The 18,685-nt window shown below is 41.3% G+C and carries 23 protein-coding genes; 2 read left to right on the top strand and 21 right to left on the bottom strand.

The window, feature by feature from the left end; translation table 11 throughout:
* Positions 1-3: 3 nt before the first annotated feature.
* The 18 genes from RI501_RS13445 to mobQ form a co-directional block, all read right to left on the bottom strand.
* Complete coding sequence (locus RI501_RS13445) at positions 4-219, bottom strand: hypothetical protein (RefSeq protein ID WP_039106706.1); 216 nt, start codon at positions 217-219, stop codon at positions 4-6.
* Between the two features lie 122 nt (positions 220-341).
* A complete protein-coding gene (locus tag RI501_RS13440; RefSeq protein WP_313823601.1) occupies positions 342-2,477 on the bottom strand; it encodes a type IA DNA topoisomerase in 2,136 nt (711 codons plus the stop codon).
* 6 nt (positions 2,478-2,483) lie between these two features.
* Positions 2,484-2,894 (bottom strand): hypothetical protein, encoded by a 411-nt coding sequence (locus RI501_RS13435; protein ID WP_021731006.1) that lies wholly within the window; start codon positions 2,892-2,894, stop codon positions 2,484-2,486.
* Between the two features lie 14 nt (positions 2,895-2,908).
* Positions 2,909-3,766, bottom strand: coding sequence for a conjugal transfer protein TrbL family protein (locus RI501_RS13430; protein ID WP_099236152.1), 858 nt, complete (start codon positions 3,764-3,766; stop codon positions 2,909-2,911).
* 5 nt (positions 3,767-3,771) lie between these two features.
* Positions 3,772-4,146 carry a hypothetical protein gene (locus tag RI501_RS13425; protein WP_128384014.1) on the bottom strand — a complete coding sequence of 125 codons (375 nt, stop codon included), beginning with the start codon at positions 4,144-4,146 and terminating at the stop codon, positions 3,772-3,774.
* A gap of 14 nt (positions 4,147-4,160) precedes the next feature.
* Entirely contained in the window at positions 4,161-5,672 is a 1,512-nt protein-coding gene (locus RI501_RS13420; RefSeq protein ID WP_275957159.1) for a VirD4-like conjugal transfer protein, CD1115 family, read from the bottom strand.
* 229 nt (positions 5,673-5,901) lie between these two features.
* On the bottom strand, positions 5,902-6,372 hold the full coding sequence (locus RI501_RS13415) for a conjugal transfer protein (protein ID WP_313823591.1): 471 nt from the start codon (positions 6,370-6,372) through the stop codon (positions 5,902-5,904).
* Positions 6,373-6,741 carry a thioredoxin family protein gene (locus tag RI501_RS13410; protein WP_040537815.1) on the bottom strand — a complete coding sequence of 123 codons (369 nt, stop codon included), beginning with the start codon at positions 6,739-6,741 and terminating at the stop codon, positions 6,373-6,375.
* A complete protein-coding gene (locus tag RI501_RS13405; protein ID WP_313823587.1) occupies positions 6,728-7,345 on the bottom strand; it encodes a hypothetical protein in 618 nt (205 codons plus the stop codon). The genes RI501_RS13410 and RI501_RS13405 overlap by 14 nt, the downstream gene beginning before the upstream one ends.
* A gap of 14 nt (positions 7,346-7,359) precedes the next feature.
* Complete coding sequence (locus tag RI501_RS13400) at positions 7,360-8,514, bottom strand: phage tail tip lysozyme (protein WP_313823585.1); 1,155 nt, start codon at positions 8,512-8,514, stop codon at positions 7,360-7,362.
* The gene (locus RI501_RS13395) at positions 8,515-9,933 is read right to left on the bottom strand and encodes a type VII secretion protein EssB/YukC (protein WP_313823583.1); all 1,419 of its coding nucleotides are present in this window, start codon (positions 9,931-9,933) and stop codon (positions 8,515-8,517) included. It abuts the gene before it with no gap.
* Positions 9,926-11,944, bottom strand: a complete 2,019-nt coding sequence (locus RI501_RS13390; protein WP_313823581.1) for a VirB4 family type IV secretion system protein — start codon at positions 11,942-11,944, stop codon at positions 9,926-9,928. The genes RI501_RS13395 and RI501_RS13390 overlap by 8 nt, the downstream gene beginning before the upstream one ends.
* An 11-nt stretch (positions 11,945-11,955) precedes the next feature.
* Positions 11,956-12,615, bottom strand: coding sequence for a TrsD/TraD family conjugative transfer protein (gene trsD, locus RI501_RS13385; RefSeq protein WP_313823579.1), 660 nt, complete (start codon positions 12,613-12,615; stop codon positions 11,956-11,958).
* A complete protein-coding gene (locus RI501_RS13380) occupies positions 12,584-12,946 on the bottom strand; it encodes a conjugal transfer protein (RefSeq protein WP_313823577.1) in 363 nt (120 codons plus the stop codon). Before RI501_RS13380 ends, trsD begins: the two co-directional genes overlap by 32 nt.
* 20 nt (positions 12,947-12,966) lie before the next feature.
* Positions 12,967-13,302, bottom strand: coding sequence for a CagC family type IV secretion system protein (locus RI501_RS13375; RefSeq protein ID WP_313823575.1), 336 nt, complete (start codon positions 13,300-13,302; stop codon positions 12,967-12,969).
* A gap of 1 nt (position 13,303) precedes the next feature.
* Positions 13,304-13,918 carry a hypothetical protein gene (locus RI501_RS13370; protein ID WP_313823573.1) on the bottom strand — a complete coding sequence of 205 codons (615 nt, stop codon included), beginning with the start codon at positions 13,916-13,918 and terminating at the stop codon, positions 13,304-13,306.
* A 35-nt stretch (positions 13,919-13,953) separates the two neighbouring features.
* Positions 13,954-14,265 carry a hypothetical protein gene (locus RI501_RS13365; protein ID WP_008212308.1) on the bottom strand — a complete coding sequence of 104 codons (312 nt, stop codon included), beginning with the start codon at positions 14,263-14,265 and terminating at the stop codon, positions 13,954-13,956.
* Between the two features lie 83 nt (positions 14,266-14,348).
* Positions 14,349-16,409 carry a MobQ family relaxase gene (mobQ, locus tag RI501_RS13360; protein ID WP_313823571.1) on the bottom strand — a complete coding sequence of 687 codons (2,061 nt, stop codon included), beginning with the start codon at positions 16,407-16,409 and terminating at the stop codon, positions 14,349-14,351.
* Positions 16,410-16,661: 252 nt separating this feature from the next.
* Between mobQ and RI501_RS13355 the strand changes: the two genes are divergently transcribed.
* The gene (locus RI501_RS13355) at positions 16,662-16,889 is read left to right on the top strand and encodes a hypothetical protein (RefSeq protein WP_003555660.1); all 228 of its coding nucleotides are present in this window, start codon (positions 16,662-16,664) and stop codon (positions 16,887-16,889) included.
* 76 nt (positions 16,890-16,965) lie between these two features.
* Entirely contained in the window at positions 16,966-17,190 is a 225-nt protein-coding gene (locus tag RI501_RS13350) for a hypothetical protein (protein WP_313823624.1), read from the top strand.
* Here RI501_RS13350 and RI501_RS13345 read toward each other — a convergent pair.
* The 3 genes from RI501_RS13345 to RI501_RS13335 form a co-directional block, all read right to left on the bottom strand.
* On the bottom strand, positions 17,180-17,869 hold the full coding sequence (locus RI501_RS13345; protein ID WP_265000465.1) for a zeta toxin family protein: 690 nt from the start codon (positions 17,867-17,869) through the stop codon (positions 17,180-17,182). The genes RI501_RS13350 and RI501_RS13345 overlap by 11 nt on opposite strands.
* A gap of 1 nt (position 17,870) precedes the next feature.
* Positions 17,871-18,068, bottom strand: a complete 198-nt coding sequence (locus RI501_RS13340; RefSeq protein ID WP_057799489.1) for a hypothetical protein — start codon at positions 18,066-18,068, stop codon at positions 17,871-17,873.
* Between the two features lie 155 nt (positions 18,069-18,223).
* The coding region (locus RI501_RS13335) for a replication initiation protein RepA (RefSeq protein ID WP_313823558.1) at positions 18,224-18,685 on the bottom strand (462 nt) is incomplete at its 5' end.

Genomic DNA, 18,685 nt, shown 5'->3' with positions numbered 1-18,685 from the left:
AAGTTACCCCTCCTCATCTTCAAAAATATCATTCAGTATGGGAGCCACTTTTGTTTGAATTGAGGTCGTGCCATAAAGGGCAACGTAACCGTCAGACAATTTTTGCCAAGCCACTTGATAATAGGCTCCGTTACCAGTGATTTCTTTTAGATACTTGTAGGTTCCTTTAGCCTGCAAAACTGGTAATTCACTCCCAATGACTTCTAATTTATTATCCATTTTATGATCTCCTTTGCTTTGCTAATCTCACCCGTTGTTTAGGTTTACTTTTGGCTTTATAAAGGTGAACCTAAACAACGGGTTCACCAACCCGCAACAACGTGCAGGGCGGTAGGCAGGTTCTAATCAAAATCAAAACTTAATTTATGGCCGTCAAGCTTTAACTTGGCGTCAAACGACTTTCCTTTTTTACTCTTGAAACCCTTTAATTTGCTCGTTTCCCCCTTGGTGACCAACGCTTTAATTGCAGTTTTACCGAGGGCTTTGCTGCTCCATTTCTTGGGTAGAGTAAAGTCTTCGCCTTGCTTGGGTTTCACAATGTAAAACTTCTGTTTATTTAAAACGGTCGCTTGCGGTGTTTCTAAGAAGACCTCGTCGGACTTTTGTGCTTGCTGTTGGTGATTGATTTGTTGCTTAATGGCTGAATTGCCGGTTAATTGTGTGGGGACATCAGCAATTAACTTCGCCACAAACTTCTTAATCTGGCTCAAAAAGTTATCTGGGGTGCGTTCTTCGGTACTGATTTGCTGTAATGCTTGCTCCCATTTAGCTGTCATTTCTGGACTAGTTAGCAAGGGTTCGAGTTCGACTGCTTTACATAAAGTGATTCCGGCTTCACTGACGTGCAACTTATTCTTTTCAGTAACTAAGTAGCCGCGTTTCTTTAACACTTCCAGCACATTGGCCCGGGTCGCACTTGTCCCAATGCCTTGCACATCTTTGAGAATTGCTTGGGCTGCTTCATCATCAAGCGTTTTGCCGGCGGTCTTCATGGCCGTAATCAGGGTACCTTCGGTAAAGGGTACCGGTGGTGTCGTTTCTTTTTGCGGTGTTTGCAGATTTGCTTGGACTTGATCGCCTTGGTGAACGAGCGGTAAGGTGGCTGCCTCTTGCTGGTCGGCTTTGTTTTCATCAAATAATGCTTGCCAACCTTGCTTAGTTGGGACCTTACCGGTTGCTTTAAAATTGGCGTCACCAACTTGGGTAATAATGGTGGTTTCCTCGTACTCGTACGGATCAGCAAACATCGCTAACGTCGTTCTTAAAACCAGGTCATAGACTTGTTGCTGTAATTTAGGTAAGCTGGCTAGTTTCTCTTTAGTCGGCACAACTTTAGTCATGATAATGGCGTAATGTTCTTCAACCTTTTTCCCATTGACGTAACGTTTATTTGGGGTGGTATTGGTTAAAGCGACTGGCTTAGAGACTAAACCCAGATACTTCGTCAGATTAGCCACTAAGTACTCAAATTCTTCATCAGTGATATAAGCACAATCGGTGCGGGGATAACTCAACAACTTGGCTTCATATAAACTTTGAATGGCTGCTAAGGTTTGGCTGGCGCTGGCGTGATAACGTTTATTCATGGCACTTTGCAGACTGGATAGTGAGAATAGTTGGGGACTAGCACGCTTTTTAGCCTGTTTTTGGACGTCCTTGATTAAACCGCCCTGTGAGCCTTTCTGAACGCGTTTAGCTTGCATGAATGTCATTAGCCCTGTTTCGTCTTTAAATCGCTGATAGGGGTCTAATTTTGCGGCGAATTTTTGCTGATTAGCTACAATTTCCGCATTTAGTTCAAAATAGGGTTCCGGCTTAAAGTTTTTGATTGCCTGGTCTCTTTGATAGACCATATACAAGGTTGGCGTCTGCACGCGACCAATCGAGTACACGCCACGCACCCCATTTTGTCTCAACAATAAAGTATATAAGGGACTACCATTCATGCCGATCAACCAATCGCTAATTTGACGAGTTTGGGCTTCTTTATAAGCCAAATAATCTTTGTGCCAATCACCAAGATTTTTGAATCCGGTAATAATGGCGTCTTTTTCTAGGCTATTCAACCATAGCCGCTTAATGGTCTTCTTTTTAACGTCAATCTGGGCTTGGCTCATGATTGACCACGCAATATTAGAGCCTTCCCGACCACTATCGGTGGCAACAATAATGGTATCGGCCTTCGTTAACAGGTCTTTGACGACCTTGAATTGATCTTTTTTACTAGCTGACACCACAAACTTGTATTTATCGGGGAAAATCGGTAAATTAGATAAGGCCCATTGCTGATATTTCTGATCATATTTATCCGGTGTGGCTAGTTCAACTAAATGTCCGAGACCATATGTGACAAGCGTATTTTCGGGCAAAACAGGGTCGCTAACCGTATAGTAACCCTGTTTTTTTGTGCTCTTTTGAAAGGCTTGGACGTATGAACGGGCTTGACTGGGTTTTTCAGCTAAGATAACAGTGGTCATGTTCGTTCACTCCTTATGATTCAGCTTTTGTTCTAATTCTGTTTTGCCTTGTTCAGCCGACTTTAACCATTCTTGCCGGCGTAATGCTTGTTGTTGCTCTATCGATTGTTGCTTCAAATAATGTTGATACCGGTTGATGGCTTTGAGATCTGCATAGGCTGACCAACGGAATAATAAGCCACCCAGCAGTAAAACTAAGGCCATTAGCGCAGTTCCTAAAAAATCGGTATGGTTCGCCGTGAAAAGCTCTTGGTATAAATCCATTAACATGAGGTAAATTCCCATTATATAGAAGACCATGCTAACTAAGTTATCAAAATAGTAAGACAGCTTAGTCCGCCGTGAAGGTGTTGTAAAAGGATCGGTTCGCATATCTTTTTTGGCTTTTTCCAATAACCAGTGTGCGATTTTCTTCATAACTATTTTTCCTCCTAGTGGTTACGGAAATAATTTTGAAAAATTCTCATGGCACCCATACCAGTACTTTTAGTCACACCGGTTGAAGCCCAAAAGTCTTTAACGGCGTCAGGTGTTTTGACCACCAGAAAACCGAATCCGATTGAAGCAATAAAAGCAATAAACCCATATTTAGCCATATTAGTGAAACACCATACTGATAATGACATACAAAGCACCTGGCTAATAATGGAAGCATTGTAATAAATGTACTTCTTCCACCACGTACCACTATAATCAAAGCTTTCGGTCGCCATGCTCATTGCAGCTAAAGGAATCGTCAGGTTATACCAAGCCATATCAGCCACAAACACACACATCTTGATAAAGAACACGACGGTTACGACAGTGAAGATTAGCAGAAACAAAATCTGTAAGGGTAGCGAAATGCCAACATCTTTTAGCCCAGGAACTTTATTCATGCCGGTAATTGATTTAGCAGTGAATTTCTGATCAGAACTAAACATATACTTTAGCAGGGGCAAGGTAATTGAACCTTGAATAAAGCCCTGTAAAAACACGAAAACCGGAATCACGGCCGCTGATTTAATCCCGTCCATGATAATATTAGCCCAAGTAACATCTGTACTTTCATCTGCCTCTTTTAGAATTGTCATCACAATGCGGCCAAGGACGACCACAACGACTAACGATGTCGCAAAGGACAGGAAGATGGCATACCACGTTTTAACAATTGGCAAGCTTTGATTGGCCTGGTCAATAATGGCCTTGCAGATGTTGAATAAACCGTCCAACAAACCAGACAGTGCCCATTCAAAAAACTTAGCAATCGCTCCCTGAACCAGTCCTGAAATATCACCTAAAACAAACATATCTATTACTTCCTTTTTTGTAATTCAAAGCTTCCTAATCCGTCATCTGCTTTGGCAGTTTTATTTATTGCTTTAGCTTTATAACCATCGCTAATTTGAGTTAATTCAAATTTTTGATTTTTCTCATCATCAGTATTTACTTTTAAATATTCTTTACCAGAAGTATTACTGACTGAATAATTGGCATTTACATTCATCAAGGGGCTTTCAATAATCATTGTTTTTTTATTAAATTGGGTTTTGTAGCTTTGTCCTTTTTGGTTGAGATACCATTTATTACTTTGCAAATCCTGTGCTGTAGACTTTCCGCAGGCGGTTAGACCGACAGCAATCAGTAACACTGTCATCACAGCGATTATATATTTCCAATATTTTTTCATTAATATATCCTCCATTATCCAAGCATTTTCTTATGTCTAGACTCTAATTCTTGATCGATATTATCCTGCAATTTGTCTTCTTCGTCATCGGTTGTTTGATCGTCTTTTTTGGCTTGGTGCTGTGCTTTAACTGTCTGATTCCACTTATCTACCTTATTCTTAAAGTGGGTTTCCTGGCTGGCTTCTGGTTGGCCTTGATAATCGTTTTGTGACAAGTTAACCAAATGATCGGCTCCTGGAAATAGTTTAAATTGGAACGCTTTTGTAGCTTTGACTGGTCGGACATTACTAAAGATTAATAAGCTCTGATCTTCAGGCATACGCATGATTTCATCAGGTGTCATCAGCGAACGGCTCGTATAGCTGTAACTATCGCTCTTACTGTGGCTCTCTTCCTTACTGTGACTAGTACTTTCACTTCCCGTTTCCACTTTAACCGTTGATTTTCCTAGTAAATCACTAAAGTATTTAGCAGTTACGTCATTAGCAGCATTTAAGCAAATTTTAACGGCATGATTACCTAAGATACTTTCGGCCTTATCCTTACCATACAAGGCTTGTAGCTGGGTTAAGGTCTGACAAATGGTCGTCACGCCAATACCGTACCCCCGGCACGTCGCCAGAAATTCTTCGTACTTAGGAAACTTCCCTAAATTGACAAATTCATCAAGGATAAAGTCAACTTGGTGGGGCAATTTAGCGTGATGATCGGCGGCTAATTTGTATAATTCATCAAACAATTGTGAGAAAAACAGATTGATGAAGCTTTCATAAGTGTTATCCATGACGGGGATAATCACGTATAGCACCACTTTGTCATTGCCGATCTCTTTTAAATCAAAATCAGAAAAGCTGGTAAAATCAGCCACTTCTTTGTCAACGAATTTCGAGATGGTCGCCAACAGGCTTTCAATAATGCTGGCTTTCATTTCCCCTTTGGCTTTTTTGAACCCTAACTCATAAGCGCGTCTCGCTGGATCAGTCATGGTTAAATCAAGAAACAAGATATCTAACGGACTATCTGCGCCCTTTTCCTCGGCTTCCACATCGTTTTCTTGCAACACTTGGGTCACACCCGCCAAATTCCGTTGTTCTGGTGACCGGTGGTTCATGACAAACAGGATTAAAGCCTTCAAAAGCTGTCTTTGGGTACTAAACCACACATCTTTTTTGCCTTCGGCATTTTCACTCTGAACGATCTTCGTGGCGACGGTTTCAGCTTGAATATCCCGTTGAATATAATCAAAAGGATTGTAGCGATCACTGTGCGCCATGTTGGCAAAGTTGACGACATGTACTTGATAACCCTGGGCTAGTTTGATACCGGCCGTCTTTTCGTATAATTCCCCTTTCGGGTCGGTTACGACAATGCTGTTCTCCGTTTCGTTAAACAGGTTGGTAATCACGACTGATTGAGTCTTATACGATCCTGGGCCCCCAACCACAAAGATGTTCCGGTTGGGTTTGGTACTGTTATTTTGGTAAACAATTTGTTTATCCACGATTCCTAAAATTGTCCCATTCATGCGTTTACCTCCAATGCGGTTAGCTTTAGATGATTTTTCTGATTTACTTCTTTTTCATCTGTATTCTGATTAACTGATAAATGAAAGATAAAATGACTGTGATAATTGTAAATACAAAAGTTAGTGTGCTCCCTCCCTGAAATAGGAACAAAACTATCGCAATTAACAACGTGATGATCGTAACTATTCGTACTAATAAATCTGGTCTGTTCATGCTTCTTACTTCCTTTCACTTGCCTGTCTTGGATTGTGTTTCTTGTTTTGTTAATGCCTCTAATATTTCTGTTGTGGTGCTCCTGTTAAACGCTGTGGTGAGGTCTTTGGCATTGATACTAAAGTAATGGTCGCTCAAATCTTTTAGATTGCCCCAAGTCGCACTCCCGTGGGTTTCAGTGTCCGCAGTTTCCCAAGCTTTATGCTTGCTGTTCCGTTTCAAGGCAAAATAGACGGTGTATAGTACCACAGCAATACTGACGATAATTAATACCGGATTCTTTTGGCCCAAATACAAGTTGTAATAGCGCCAGGGGTGTAAGGCTAACTGCTTTAACACCGTTGGCATATGATTCGCAAAAGTTAGTTTATAGTGCGACAAGGCCATGACAGATCCGGCCAAAATCTCCGCTAAATACAAGCCAATGATTAGCGTTAGTAGATATGGCCAGCTGACTTTAACGCTGTTTAATAATTTGTCTTTCATCTAATCACCTACTATCTGTTTAATCCTTTGTTGGTTGGTACCGGAGTATCGTTGCTTGCCATGGATCAAGGTTGGTACTGACGTTAATTGATATTTTTGAATGTAATGCCGATTCTGCGGTTGGTTCATGTTAATCAAGACGATGTTGTGACTGATTGCGTTGTGCCAATAAATCTGATGAAAAATAGCTTGGCAATCCGGGCAATCATCGCGATAGAAGAACAACACTTTTTTAGGGTGCTTAGCCAGCGTCACAACTGTTTTCTCTTTCTCAACATGGTTCACATAGCTATGACCTGCAAAGCCTAATACTGCAAGTATCACCACGATCACCGCTAGGGCTTTGCTTACTTTTTTAATCAAGGTCACTCGCTTTAAAACTGTTCCCAAGATTCTGTACATCAGTGATTCGATCCGTGGTGGTATCGAAAGTCACTTGATAAAGTACCGTCGCCTTTTGCCAGTCGTTGTTGCCACTCTTACTTTCATAACTGACGACGGTCAAGCCCTTCATGTTTTGCCCCTGCTTGCTTTGCGTATACAGGTTCAGTTGGTTTAACTTAGCTGAAACACTATTGCTATCACCATACGTGCCTTTGTTTGAAAAGTATTGCTGATATAGCTTGTCGGAAATCAAGTCTTTCACGCCATCTTTACGCTGTCCGTAGGTCTTGGGCTTAAAGTTGTTCATGACCTTAAAGAACCTGGTGACTACCGTATTAAAACTCAGTTCAGCCTGACTTTTGTCTTTATTATTTTGGTAGGTCTTATAACTGTCAATTTGGGTGCTCAATAACTGCTTTTGTTGGTTGGTTTTAGTCAATTGCTGACTAACTTGGCGCTTCTGCTGTTGTAAGCGACTGATCTGTTGTTGCGCCTGCTTAACTTGGCTATGTTGATAAGCATTCGTTCCTAATGACATAATTAAGATCAAACTACCAAGTGCAATACTTAAAACCACGCTACGCTTCATTTGTTGGTTCCTCCTTACTTCTTGATTGGCCGAGCTAACGTTACATCGCTACCACTTAGTAAGCTATAAAAAGCGGTGCCAAAGGTGCTTTCGTTAACCTTGTCGCCTACGCCACCTTGTTCAATGATTTTGGTGGCTTTGCCTTGCCATTTGCCTAGCAGAATGGCAGTATGGCCGTTGTTTCCGGCTCCCGCACCTTGATTGACGATGACAATATCGCCGGCTTTCGCGTCATTTTCACTGATCTGTTTCAAGTATTGATGGCTACCTTTGGCGTCACTGGCCATCGCGCCGGTAAACCAGCCCATGTTATCCGGTACCTTGTAACCAGCTTTATTAAGCGCTAACCAGACAAAGCCTGAACAATCTGTCCCACCGGTTTTGTTAGGATTCTTTAAATCACTACCTAAATCGGGGCTAGGGTGGGTTTGAACATAATAGAAGTCGCCCTTCATACTTTCCGCGTTTTTAACAATGCTACCACCAGAATAGCTCGGGTCACTATCACAACCTAACTCGGTCAGATCTCCTGAACTTGCATTATCTAACGTATTACCGGCCACGGGATCACTCGCCCCGAACACGGAATACCAGTGATCGGCATACCCGTATCTTTGGCTTAGATACCATTGTTCCGGGTTCTTACTCATGCCCTCGTAATCCATTAACCAGGCTTTCGTCGCTTTGTGCACGTCCGTATATTTAAAGATCTGCTTGTTTGACGCATAGTAACTACTGTTCAATTCTTGATCGAGATAGTCCAACTGAACCCCGAGATTGGTCGCTGGTTTGTTTTCTTTGTGGGCTAAGTCCTCCAACTTATCTTTACGGCCGCCTAACCACTGGGCTAAGCCCGTGGCCCCGGAGCTTGAATTGACGGACTTAGGATCAAGGCGACTTTCTAGTTGTAAGACGCCCAAGATACCGGCGGCCGCTTGTGGGGTGGCACCATACTTTTGCTTCCAGTGCGCATAAATGTTTTTGGCATTTTCCGTCATGCTCTTACTATCTAATTGCGTCTCTATGGTGGTTGAGTTATCACAACTGTTTTCTTGTAGCTGACCAGTAATCGCGGCGATCAGCAAGATGATTAGCAGAATGGCGCCGCCCACAATATAAGCAATCAACTTCCACTTCTTTTTCTTATATTCAAACGACAATACCTGCATTTAATCACCCACTTTGTGCTTGGCCTGATCGACTTGTTTTTGCGCTGCTGATTGGTCACTCTGCGCATTCTTTAAGTCCGACTTAGCCGAATCCACCTTCTTGTCTTTGTCCTTATCTTTACTACCATCAATCTTGTTGGCGTCATCTAACTTCTTTTGGGTGTCACTAACTTCGTTCTTAGCGGCATTGAGACTTAACAGGGCTTTTAAATACTTAGCTTTAGGACTATTCACACCGGCTAATTTGGTTTGGACGGTCTGGGCGTCTTGCGTATCGTTATGGGCTAGGAAGGCTTGTCCCATTCTCAATAAAACATCAGCGTTCGTCGTAAAGGATAATTGGTTATTAAGCGTATTGGTATCATAATTAACAATCGCTTTTTCAAGTTTCAACTGGTCTTTTTGCTTGCTCGTCGCCTTAGTTGGTAACTGCCAATCAGCCACTTGGCTGTTATCTTGGTTGGCATAAGCCGCATTAACAACCTTGTTCAACTGACTTGGGTCAACGTTTAAAGCTTGCTGGTATTGACGATGCTTTAAAAAGACACTGACTTGCTTAGTTGAAGGATAGCCGGCCCGTTGCATATCTTTTTGCGCTTCTGACCACTTGTGATCATTTAAAGCGGTTTGAATTTGACCGCTATATTTTAATCGCATGACCTGGGCTTGGTTCTGGTTAGCTAAGCTTTGATATTGCCGTTCGTCACTTTTATGGACTAAACCGACAGCCAAAACGGCCACAATCGCCACTCCGGCCACGCTCAACCATAAACGTTGTTTGGTTTTCTGTTGGGCCGTTTCAACTGCCTGCCATTCGTGATAGCTCACAAAATCCTCAATGCCATTAACCACTTCCGTTAACTCATTTAACGACGTAGCTTTAGCTACTTGTTGTAAATAGTCGTCCGGGTGTTTAGCTAGGGCTTCTTTAGGATTGCTTAATAGCCGTTCATAGGGTGTCCCCGTCAAACAAAATAGAATCAGCGCTTTGTATTTAGCTAAATTGCTGTGCTTGTCATCATAGGGCATGAGTTCATTGGCCCGATAGGCGTACCAAACATGTTGCATGGGGTAATACCAGAGGTTAGCTGGGTTCAACGCAATGTGATACTGGCTATCAGCAACCACATTTTGCGCCATAATTTCCTTAGCTATGGCTGTTCGGATCGCTTTATTTTCATGTGGCAAGGACTTCAAAGATTTTACCCGATCGGGTAAAGCATAGGTAAGTACAACTCTTTCATCTTGTTCCACGATATTTAGCAGCTGTAAAAAGTTTAGGGTTTCTTTTTTCAGCTCATTTAATTCACTAATATTGTCATAACGAAATTGGCTACGATCAAGCTCAAGAATGAGTTTATCTTTTATCCGTTTAAACGTCCCAACTTCGATATTTAATAGTTCTAAGTCTTTACTCATTTAAAGTTCCCCCTTTCTCTTCTGTGGTTGTTAAGGTATCAATCTCACTTGGTGTCAATACAACTCTCTTTTGATAATTTGGCTGTTCAGGTGTATCACGGTTGTATTTTTCTTGGTAAGCTTCTGGGTCGATTAGTCGTAGTTCTTCTTCGGTCAACTCGACGCGCATAAAGGCACGTTGGCTGCCATAGATCATCAGGGCTTCGCCTTGTCTACGACGTTCTAGTAGCTTCTTTTCTTTATCTGAGAACGTCATACGCAACTTAGTAATGACGTCATCAACGCCTTTGCCATCAAGGCCAAAGAACACTTTGGTATAGGAGTTCCCAATAATGGCTTCCCCAATGTTCTGCCCAGTATCTGTTGTTCCTTCGATCACATCTTGAATTTGCTGCGTTCCGGCAATCGCCCCAGCATTATACTTTCTAAACCGCTTGTAGGCTTGGTGGAAAAAGGTGGCGGCTGCTTTGTGCAAGGTCAAGAAATGAAATTCATCGACAAACAATTTCTTGCGGCTATGCCGATCTTTGGTAATTTCGTCCCACAAATACTGGAAGGTATTCAGATAAGCCGCTGATTGGACTTCCTGTTCACTTTGTAGTGGCTTTAAATCAAAGGAAATGATCTTCCCCTTTAAGTTGACGTTGGTGTGACCGTCAAATAGGCTGTTAGAACCATGAGTATAGCTGCCTAAGATGTAGTAAAAGTCTTTAACCCGACTGAATTTGTCTTCGTCTTTATCAGCCAGTTTCTCCAATTCGTCATAAACATTGGATAAGGTCGGCCACTGATCGTCTTTAATCTCTTTTAAGCGGCTGTATTTCAAAACACCACTGTTGACGTAAGCTTGTTTAACGACATCATCAAGGATTGCCATCTCAACTTGGGTAATGCCGGTTTTAAGGACTTCAAAGAATCCCTTTAATCGCTGGATTTTATCTTTGACTAATAAATCAAGGTTTGTGACCGCTTCATCGGCGCTTAAGATTTCTTCGGAAAAGATTTGTAGCGGGTTAATTTTGTACTTAGCATTAGAAGTTAGGTGTAAGACTGCCCCACCCAGGGCTTCGACAATTTTGGTATATTCATTTTCTGGATCAATAATGTAGATTTGATAGTCTTGAATGGCGTAGCGTAAGATTTTCTGGATCATATAGGTGGTTTTACCAACCCCGGAAGTCCCGATAATGACTTGATTTTGATTAAGCGTCTTATTGCGATCCAGCATATCCACGGCAATTAAACTGTTGGTATCTTTATTAACTCCTTCAATATCGCTTCTCGGCTTTAAGTCCAGAATTTCAGCGTCATCAAAAGGAAACATGCTGCTGGCGACTTCGGTATTACTCTCTTTATAGGTGTAATCCCCCATGAGGTTCTCGTTAATTGGCATGGTTGACCAAAATGCTTGGAAAGTTGCTTTAACGGGCACTAAGGGCTTCATCTGTAGCTTAATCAAGGTATTCTTAACGTTGTCGGTTAAGTCGTCTAGTTCTGCTAAACTGTTGGCCCGCAGATAAATCAGCATATGTTGGTACACAAATGTGGTAGAATTATCGAGGTATTTATCTAGTTGCATGTTGGCTGAATCAATATAATTTTGCAGAATTTTCTTTTTATACGGGTCGAACGTATTCAGCTTCTGCGCTTCTTTATTTTGAATCGTCTTCTTGTAATAGGTAATCATTGAATTGTTACTGGCGCTGTCGATATATTGCACAATATCGATGACGCCTTTTTTTCGCTTCAATTCTGACAACCAGTTGCCATACACCCGCTTGGGATAGTCAGCAATCGCTAACACCCGAATAAAATTCTCGCCCGACTGGACGTAGGTGGGGTACTGTTCCCAGCTAAACGGGAATAGCGAATGCAAGCTATCGCGATCAATCAGCTTGGTAAAATCCTCAACCTCCGGTTTGGGCTTACTACCCGTTTGGTCGCTGTTGCCTTGGTTATGCTCTTTTTTAGTTGGCATAAATAAATCAATGACCTTATCACCAAAACTCATCCTGTTGCCTCCTATCCATTGAAATTGATTAAGTTCTTTAAAATCTCTTGGACTTCTTGACTAGTCAACACTTTGGCCGTCACATCAAAGTCCGTTAACGCATTTTCAATATCCCGCTTAACCTGTTCGATTTTTTCGTCTAAATGACTGACCGCTAGATTTAAACTCTTAACACTTTTGTCTTTAATCGGTACCTTAACGATTAGCAGATGTTGCTTAGTTGTCATGTTTTTGGATTCTTGGACTTTAGTAAAGTGATCCAAGTAACTGGCTATGAGCTGGATTTTGAACTGTTGCTCCGGGTGGTCTTTTTGTAAGGCGAGATACCGCCGTTTGAGACCATTGAGATAAGCCGTCATATTGACGGGAATCGTCGGTTCTAAGAACTGTAACGTGTCATCAACGCCTTCACCTAAGGTACTCATGAGAAACGCGCCATAGTCCTCAAAAACGTCCTGTTGTTCGGTTTCATTAAGTAGATCAAGGTTGATCCCACTAACTTCCAAAATGCCAACGAGATTACCGGTTTTGGTAACTTCGTAATTACCATACATACCCACCACCAAGCTCATGTCATCAATGGTCTCTTTGCCACCATTGATTTTGGGCGGTTGGTAATCCCAATCTAGCCTGGCTGATTTATTGGCGGCTTTGTTCTTCTTCAAACGCATTTAGTTCACCTCGCTTCTTCGGTTTTAAATAAAACAGTTTCTGACCATTGGCATAGCGGCGTTTCAGCTTAAAGTTATCCCGCACTTTAATATTCTTCCGCGCCGCAACTGGCCGAATTGTTAAAATAGCCATGACAATCGTCATGGCTAAGACAACAATCACTATTTTTATCAGGACTAAAATCAGACCATAGGGTGGGATCGCAATAAAAATTAAACCCACTAGTCCTGCCAGTCCCGCTACGCCAAAATCCTTCAAGGTGTAGTCTTTCCAGATCCCGTAATCTTTATCTACGTTCTCTGGGAAGATAAATTCTTTTCCTTTCTTCATTTGGCAGGCTCCTTTTTAAATTAAGTGAATAGGCTGTAAACCCAAGGTAATAGCCAGATAATCGCTGCCGCTAGGGCCACTAAACCAGCCACCCGACCAACCGCGTGATAAACCTCTGATTTCTCTCGCGGATCGTCTGCGTCAGGCATTCTTTTGATAATAATAAATAGCGCGACACAAATCCCGACTAAAACGACCAACCCAGTTAAAATACCTTGAATCGTCTTACCAGCGCTGGTTAGCTTGCTTTTAACTTCACCACCGTCCGCCGCCAAAATAACCTGGGCGTTCATCAAGCCCAAATAGATTGCAGTAGCTCCAGTAGTTGCTAACGCTTTTACTTTGCTGAACTTCATGTTATTCCTCCTTCCTATCGTCTTCTGATGTTCTTAATTGAATTTGTTCTGCCTGCGTTTCTTCTGGCTCACGCTGATAGAACTTGTTCAATTGTTCCTCAGCAATTTGCTGGCTTGGTAACGGATCAGTGGCTAATTTGACGCGACCATTTTCATTTGTGGCTAAGTAATACTCTTTTTCTGACTGACCTAATTCTTGGGTCTCTAAGACATGCAAATTATGTTCGTAACGGCCTAAGGCGTTATCAACTTCTAAGCCATAGAAGCCTAAGAAGCCTTCCAGGAAACTCTCACCAAAAAAGGTCATTTCATTTTTGATCTGCTTATATTGATGGGTCGGTTTGTCACTCACCAATTTTTCGGCCTTTTTAGCATTTTGACTGTCTTGATGGCGATTAAACCAGCCCCTAAGTTTTAATGGCGGCGTTTTTAGCTGACGTTTAACCGTCTTCTTCATCATTGCTCGGCGAACTTCGTCGATTGGCTGGCCGTCTTGATCTAAAATTGCTTGTAACTGTTTTGGATCAGTCAATGCTTGCTCATCATCAACCACAATCGCCTTTTGATCATCATGAACTAGCTTGCCATTAATGCCTTGCCAGCTTTCTACCTTCATTGGATCACCTCCTCAAAAAAAGCGCGTTAGGGACGCTAAACAACTAGCTTTCCCCTAACCCGCCCGGTAAAATGGATTGTTAGGAGGGTGACACCTAGAATCGTAACTTCCAGGTGCTGATCCCCGTTAGCAACTTCACTGCTTACGAGGACGCCCTCTTTTTTTATGTGGTTTTTAATCCATTCAATGCCATCTTCAGATATTAATTTAACTTTGCCCGTTTCCATGAGCATTTCACTTGGCAACTCGTTAGGGTGCCGTCTTAGCCAAACACTCACGTACGTACTACCTCGTTCAAGCTTGAGACTAGCTTGAGCTAAGCTAAACCATTCCTGTTTCTTTGTCACATGTGAATACTCCTTTCCCTATATTATAGATTCATTGTACCATTAAATGAGCACGTTGGTGCACTTTTAATTTTACATTTAGATTACAAGTGCAACCCTCCATCTTCATGCCGGTTTCGAGTTTGGTGTTGCCGCTGCTTTTTCGTCATTGCCCACTCGGTCTCTTTTAAGCCACGTAGTTGCTGCTTTCTTAGATAGTCTGTATTTTTTGCATATAAAATGGTTATTAAGGCTTCGTCCAAAATATTAGTCAGGTAGTTTTTCGGGCTAGTTAGGTAATAATTAATGGCCTGATAGTCCTTAATTTGGTCTTGCTTATATTGATCAAACCGTGTTGTCTGTTGTTTCAAACGGGCTTGCACCATTTCAATTTGTTTGTGATCCAACTTAGGATCTTGGCCACATTCGCCGATAAACAGTTGCCGAGTGCCATCATGTTTTAAGACCCGTTGTAATCGGTGGTTCTGAATATCTTTTAATTCCATTTTACCTAACAGGTAATTCAAACCAGCTTGGTGTTGCTGACTAGTAAAGACGACCGGTGGCTGCTGTTGCAATTGACTAAGATCATTGGCGCTTAATGGCTTTAATTCTGGATCATAGTAAACCACAGCGGTATAGATTTGCTCCTTGTCAATCGTCTCTAGCTTATCGAGGTCACTGTCCGGAAAAGCAGTCGTTAGAATGCTGTTGTATTGGGTTTGCACTACGGCTTTAACTTCCCGCATGACCCGTAAATTTTTCACCGCTTTAGAAATGAATTCGAGTTCGTTAGGTTGATAAGCGGCTAGCACGCCCCGATCAGTATGCTTCAAATCGTCTAACTGGTGACCATGTTTGGCTAGCACCGTGGTTAATTGCTTCTCAATTGTTTGGGCTTGCTGATTAACTAACTGCCAACTGGTATATGGCCGCTTGGTAAACGTCAATAATTGCTGGGTTAATAAGTCGTTTCGAATATCCGCTAACCGTTCTGCCAATTCGCTACCTTTGAAAATCGTTTGTTCACTATTAGTTTCTTTAATCAGTTCCCGACGTTCAGCCGCGGTTGTCTGTTCAAAATCAAGTTCCGGATAAAGCTTTTTCGTTGCTCGTTCCACCACTTTATTTAACAACTGGTTAGCTTGTGCTAGCGATGTCGTTTGCTGGTCAATAGTCAGCAGTTGCTTGGTTACATCTTCACCAATGGCATGTTTGATTAATAAGCTGTTTTTCCAATTAAACAGCATGTGCTGTTTATCATCTAAATGTTCTAAATCGACATAGGTTTTCAATTGCTGACTTAGATGACTAATTGTGTGTTTTTCAGAGAACGATAGCTCGTCAGTTAACGCGTCAAAATGTTCATGATTTCTTATCTTTTCGTCAAGATTATGATATTTAGCTTGAGCGTTTCTTTGCGCGCTAACTTGTTGATTAAATGCTTTTCGATTTTTTCTTTGGCTGTTAATGCCTTCGTGTTGGGTAGGTGTCTCTTGAATCCCTTGATCGACAAACGATTTTTCACTAATCCGATCCGGAATATTTTTTTGTGCTAAGAACTGATTAACAATCAACGCCCAATTTTTTCTCCACTCATTAATTTTTTCCTTTTTATCCCAATCAACCAACCAAATTTTTCTTTGTTTTGGAAACCCGCTTTTGGTTAAAAGTTGCTTGCCATTTTCATCTTTAATGTACTGCGTCTTTGCTTTTAATCCCCAACTACCATCGGGGTTAAATGGGCGATTGGTTAACATCACATGTGCATGCGGATTGTCTTGGTGATCGCGATGAATTGCTACGTCAGCTACCATACCTTGATCGACAAAATTTTCTTGCACATATTTTGTCAGTAATTCTTTCTGTTCGGATTCACTTAATTCTATCGGTAAAGCCACGTTAAATTCTTTGGCATACCGTGAGTTTGATTTACGATCTTTATTTTCAACTTCATTCCATAATTGTTCTCGATTACTGGCCCATTCTGGTGCATTCTCGGGGGTTAAAATAAAGCTTTCTGGCATAACCGAGCGGGCATAAAAATAGTGGCGGCCTTCTTTATCATCAAATAATTTTTCACCACTTCGATAAGCGGCACTGGCAATGGCACTTCGTCCTTTTCCAGCACTAATATTACTAAAACTAATATGAAATATTGCCATGTTAGTCACCTCTTTACTTTGATTCTATGGGTTTTCTTCTGTTGTCGCCATCGGCGACTTCTAATACAGGTATTTGGGGGTTAGCACAACATAGAATTTATTCTATGTGTAAGTGCGCATTGACCTCGTTTCACTCGGCCTGCTGATTCTCCTGAATTTACTTTTAGTGTATGCCTTCCGCTTCGCTATTTCAACCTTTATCCTTTGACTTAGCATTCTCTGTATGATATAGTGTCGGTGATTATTTTTAATATGATTGGAGGGATCGTTATGTCTCAAAGCAACTTAGAAAAACAAGAAGCTAAATTAAAAGCCCTTAATCAAAAAATTAAGGACGAAAAAAATAAGATTGAACAACGGCTAGGTAAACAAATCATCAGTCAAGCCAATTTAGATTATGCTAATTTGTCTAACGATCAGATTAAGCTTTTAGCCAAGCAATTTTCTGAATTTTTAAAGGTAAAGTCCGTCGATCATTAGCCATACAAGATGGGGAAATTCCATGTCTAATCAATATGAAAAACTAGTCGAGTAGCAAGCGCGTTTAAAACAAAAAATTGAGCGGGAAGATTTTAAATTACGGCAATCTAAATACTATGAAAATCGGCAAGCCCGCAAAGCCCGTTCTCGCCGATTAATTCAAAAAGGGGCCTTATTAGAAAAGTACTTTCAAGCTAATAACCTCTCGGTCGAACAAACCGAAGAACTTTTAAAAACATTTGCTGACTATGTTAACGCCCATAAACCGGATAAATTAAAAAGCGATCAACCTAATAACTAGGCCGATCGTTTTTATTTTCTGAATCATTCATGGGATTTCTAACTTTTAAATCTGGATTGTTTTTAACAAAGTCATTTAGTTGTTTCTGTATAGATGCTTCAAAGGTAATTTTGGAATTTATCCAAGGAAAATCACGCAAATTATTTTTGATCACCTGGTCATGCTCTCGTCTGTAAACTGATACAAATTTTTGGCTATTATCGTAGATCACAACGTTATCAGCTTTGAATGCAACCGCTGCTAAATTATGGTTTGATTGATTATAGCGTTTTTTAACAACTTCGTCTGGTACTCCGTGCCCACCTTTTTTGACTCGTTCATGAACCCGATTAATTGCGACTTTTTCGTTTTTTAACGCCACGTATAAAAGCGTTACTTCAAAGCCATTCTTGTGGGCCCGATCGATTAAATTCAATTGCGCCCTACCTTGGCCAGCCAAGGTTGTTTCAACATGAATACTCTGCCCGGTATCTAAAGCCGCGTGGAGTTGTTTTATTTCTTCGCGCATTGCCCTAAAATTATCACGCTCTTTATGCCAATCACCACCCATTTTTTGGAGGATTTCATCGGCATTTAATCGTTTGGAGTGAGTAAATAATTCGGGCCTCGCGCGATATAAAGTGCTTTTACCAGCGCCGTTTATCCCAGCCACAATGATGTATCTCTTTAGCTCACTCATGTTAAATCACGAAATGCTTTTCATTGATGATTTGTTCTTGGCGTTTATCTAAGAGGTAAGTGTGTAACGCGTCAAACAGCTTGCGTTTATCAGGATCTGGATTATGGGCTGCTTGCTCCCAAATGTCTTGAATATCGACTGCCCAGGGGTCAGCCAATAATTGCTCAATTTTTTCAACTTCTTTGCTGGATTTGGTCATTTAAAAAGCTCCTTTCACATTCCCTTAGTTCAGTCATCGCCGATTTAGCCACTAAAGGTGCCTATTTTTGCTTCTAAGCGATTTTAAAGCGATTTTAATATAATTATGCATGTAGCACTTAAAACGGCTTAAACGAGCTAATATGACGTTTAATTTCAAGAACGCTCGTTATCAATATTTTGTTCTTTAGGGTGTTTGGCCGCACATTCTCTAGCCGCTTGTTTATTCCACCAAATGCCAAATAGGTTTTGCATGGTGCCGTACAAGTAGTTTTCCACGTTCTTGATGTGCTTCTCATTGCTTCTAAGGGCGTTAAAGTAGCGTCTTAAGGCTTTAGTCATCAAAGGTTTTAGTTCTTCGTCGTAAAGCGGGATTATGACGTCAATATCTTGATGATCCTTTTCAACTCGATATTTAGCATTCAGGATGATACCAATAAACCGGCGCATTTGTTGTGGGGTACGGCACCAAAAACTAAGTAGTTGCACAGCTTCTGGTTCTAAGAAAACCGGTAAGCCACTGTCTTCATCAGTTAAGAAGTCATTAGCATGGTTCACCAAATCCTGGTTTTGTTTTTGAATTTCTGTTGGTGAGAAATGGGCTGTGGAAAAGTCCAA

It is taken from the genome of Levilactobacillus zymae (assembly GCF_032190635.1).
Taxonomy (GTDB): Bacteria; Bacillota; Bacilli; order Lactobacillales; family Lactobacillaceae; genus Levilactobacillus; species Levilactobacillus zymae_A.
This window is presented reverse-complemented; position numbering and strand designations above follow the sequence as displayed.

Coding starts and splice junctions, on each gene's coding strand:
- RI501_RS13375 (WP_313823575.1), bottom strand. CDS start 13,302: ATGAAGTTCAGCAAAGTAAAAGCGTTAGCAACTACTGGAGCTACTGCA.
- RI501_RS13380 (WP_313823577.1), bottom strand. CDS start 12,946: ATGAAGAAAGGAAAAGAATTTATCTTCCCAGAGAACGTAGATAAAGAT.
- RI501_RS13390 (WP_313823581.1), bottom strand. CDS start 11,944: ATGAGTTTTGGTGATAAGGTCATTGATTTATTTATGCCAACTAAAAAA.
- RI501_RS13345 (WP_265000465.1), bottom strand. CDS start 17,869: ATGAGTGAGCTAAAGAGATACATCATTGTGGCTGGGATAAACGGCGCT.
- RI501_RS13420 (WP_275957159.1), bottom strand. CDS start 5,672: ATGAATGGGACAATTTTAGGAATCGTGGATAAACAAATTGTTTACCAA.
- RI501_RS13425 (WP_128384014.1), bottom strand. CDS start 4,146: ATGAAAAAATATTGGAAATATATAATCGCTGTGATGACAGTGTTACTG.
- RI501_RS13405 (WP_313823587.1), bottom strand. CDS start 7,345: ATGAAGCGTAGCGTGGTTTTAAGTATTGCACTTGGTAGTTTGATCTTA.
- RI501_RS13435 (WP_021731006.1), bottom strand. CDS start 2,894: ATGAAGAAAATCGCACACTGGTTATTGGAAAAAGCCAAAAAAGATATG.
- RI501_RS13400 (WP_313823585.1), bottom strand. CDS start 8,514: ATGCAGGTATTGTCGTTTGAATATAAGAAAAAGAAGTGGAAGTTGATT.
- trsD (WP_313823579.1), bottom strand. CDS start 12,615: ATGCGTTTGAAGAAGAACAAAGCCGCCAATAAATCAGCCAGGCTAGAT.
- RI501_RS13395 (WP_313823583.1), bottom strand. CDS start 9,933: ATGAGTAAAGACTTAGAACTATTAAATATCGAAGTTGGGACGTTTAAA.
- RI501_RS13445 (WP_039106706.1), bottom strand. CDS start 219: ATGGATAATAAATTAGAAGTCATTGGGAGTGAATTACCAGTTTTGCAG.
- RI501_RS13355 (WP_003555660.1), top strand. CDS start 16,662: ATGATTGGAGGGATCGTTATGTCTCAAAGCAACTTAGAAAAACAAGAA.
- mobQ (WP_313823571.1), bottom strand. CDS start 16,409: ATGGCAATATTTCATATTAGTTTTAGTAATATTAGTGCTGGAAAAGGA.
- RI501_RS13440 (WP_313823601.1), bottom strand. CDS start 2,477: ATGACCACTGTTATCTTAGCTGAAAAACCCAGTCAAGCCCGTTCATAC.
- RI501_RS13340 (WP_057799489.1), bottom strand. CDS start 18,068: ATGACCAAATCCAGCAAAGAAGTTGAAAAAATTGAGCAATTATTGGCT.
- RI501_RS13370 (WP_313823573.1), bottom strand. CDS start 13,918: ATGAAGGTAGAAAGCTGGCAAGGCATTAATGGCAAGCTAGTTCATGAT.
- RI501_RS13430 (WP_099236152.1), bottom strand. CDS start 3,766: ATGTTTGTTTTAGGTGATATTTCAGGACTGGTTCAGGGAGCGATTGCT.
- RI501_RS13415 (WP_313823591.1), bottom strand. CDS start 6,372: ATGAAAGACAAATTATTAAACAGCGTTAAAGTCAGCTGGCCATATCTA.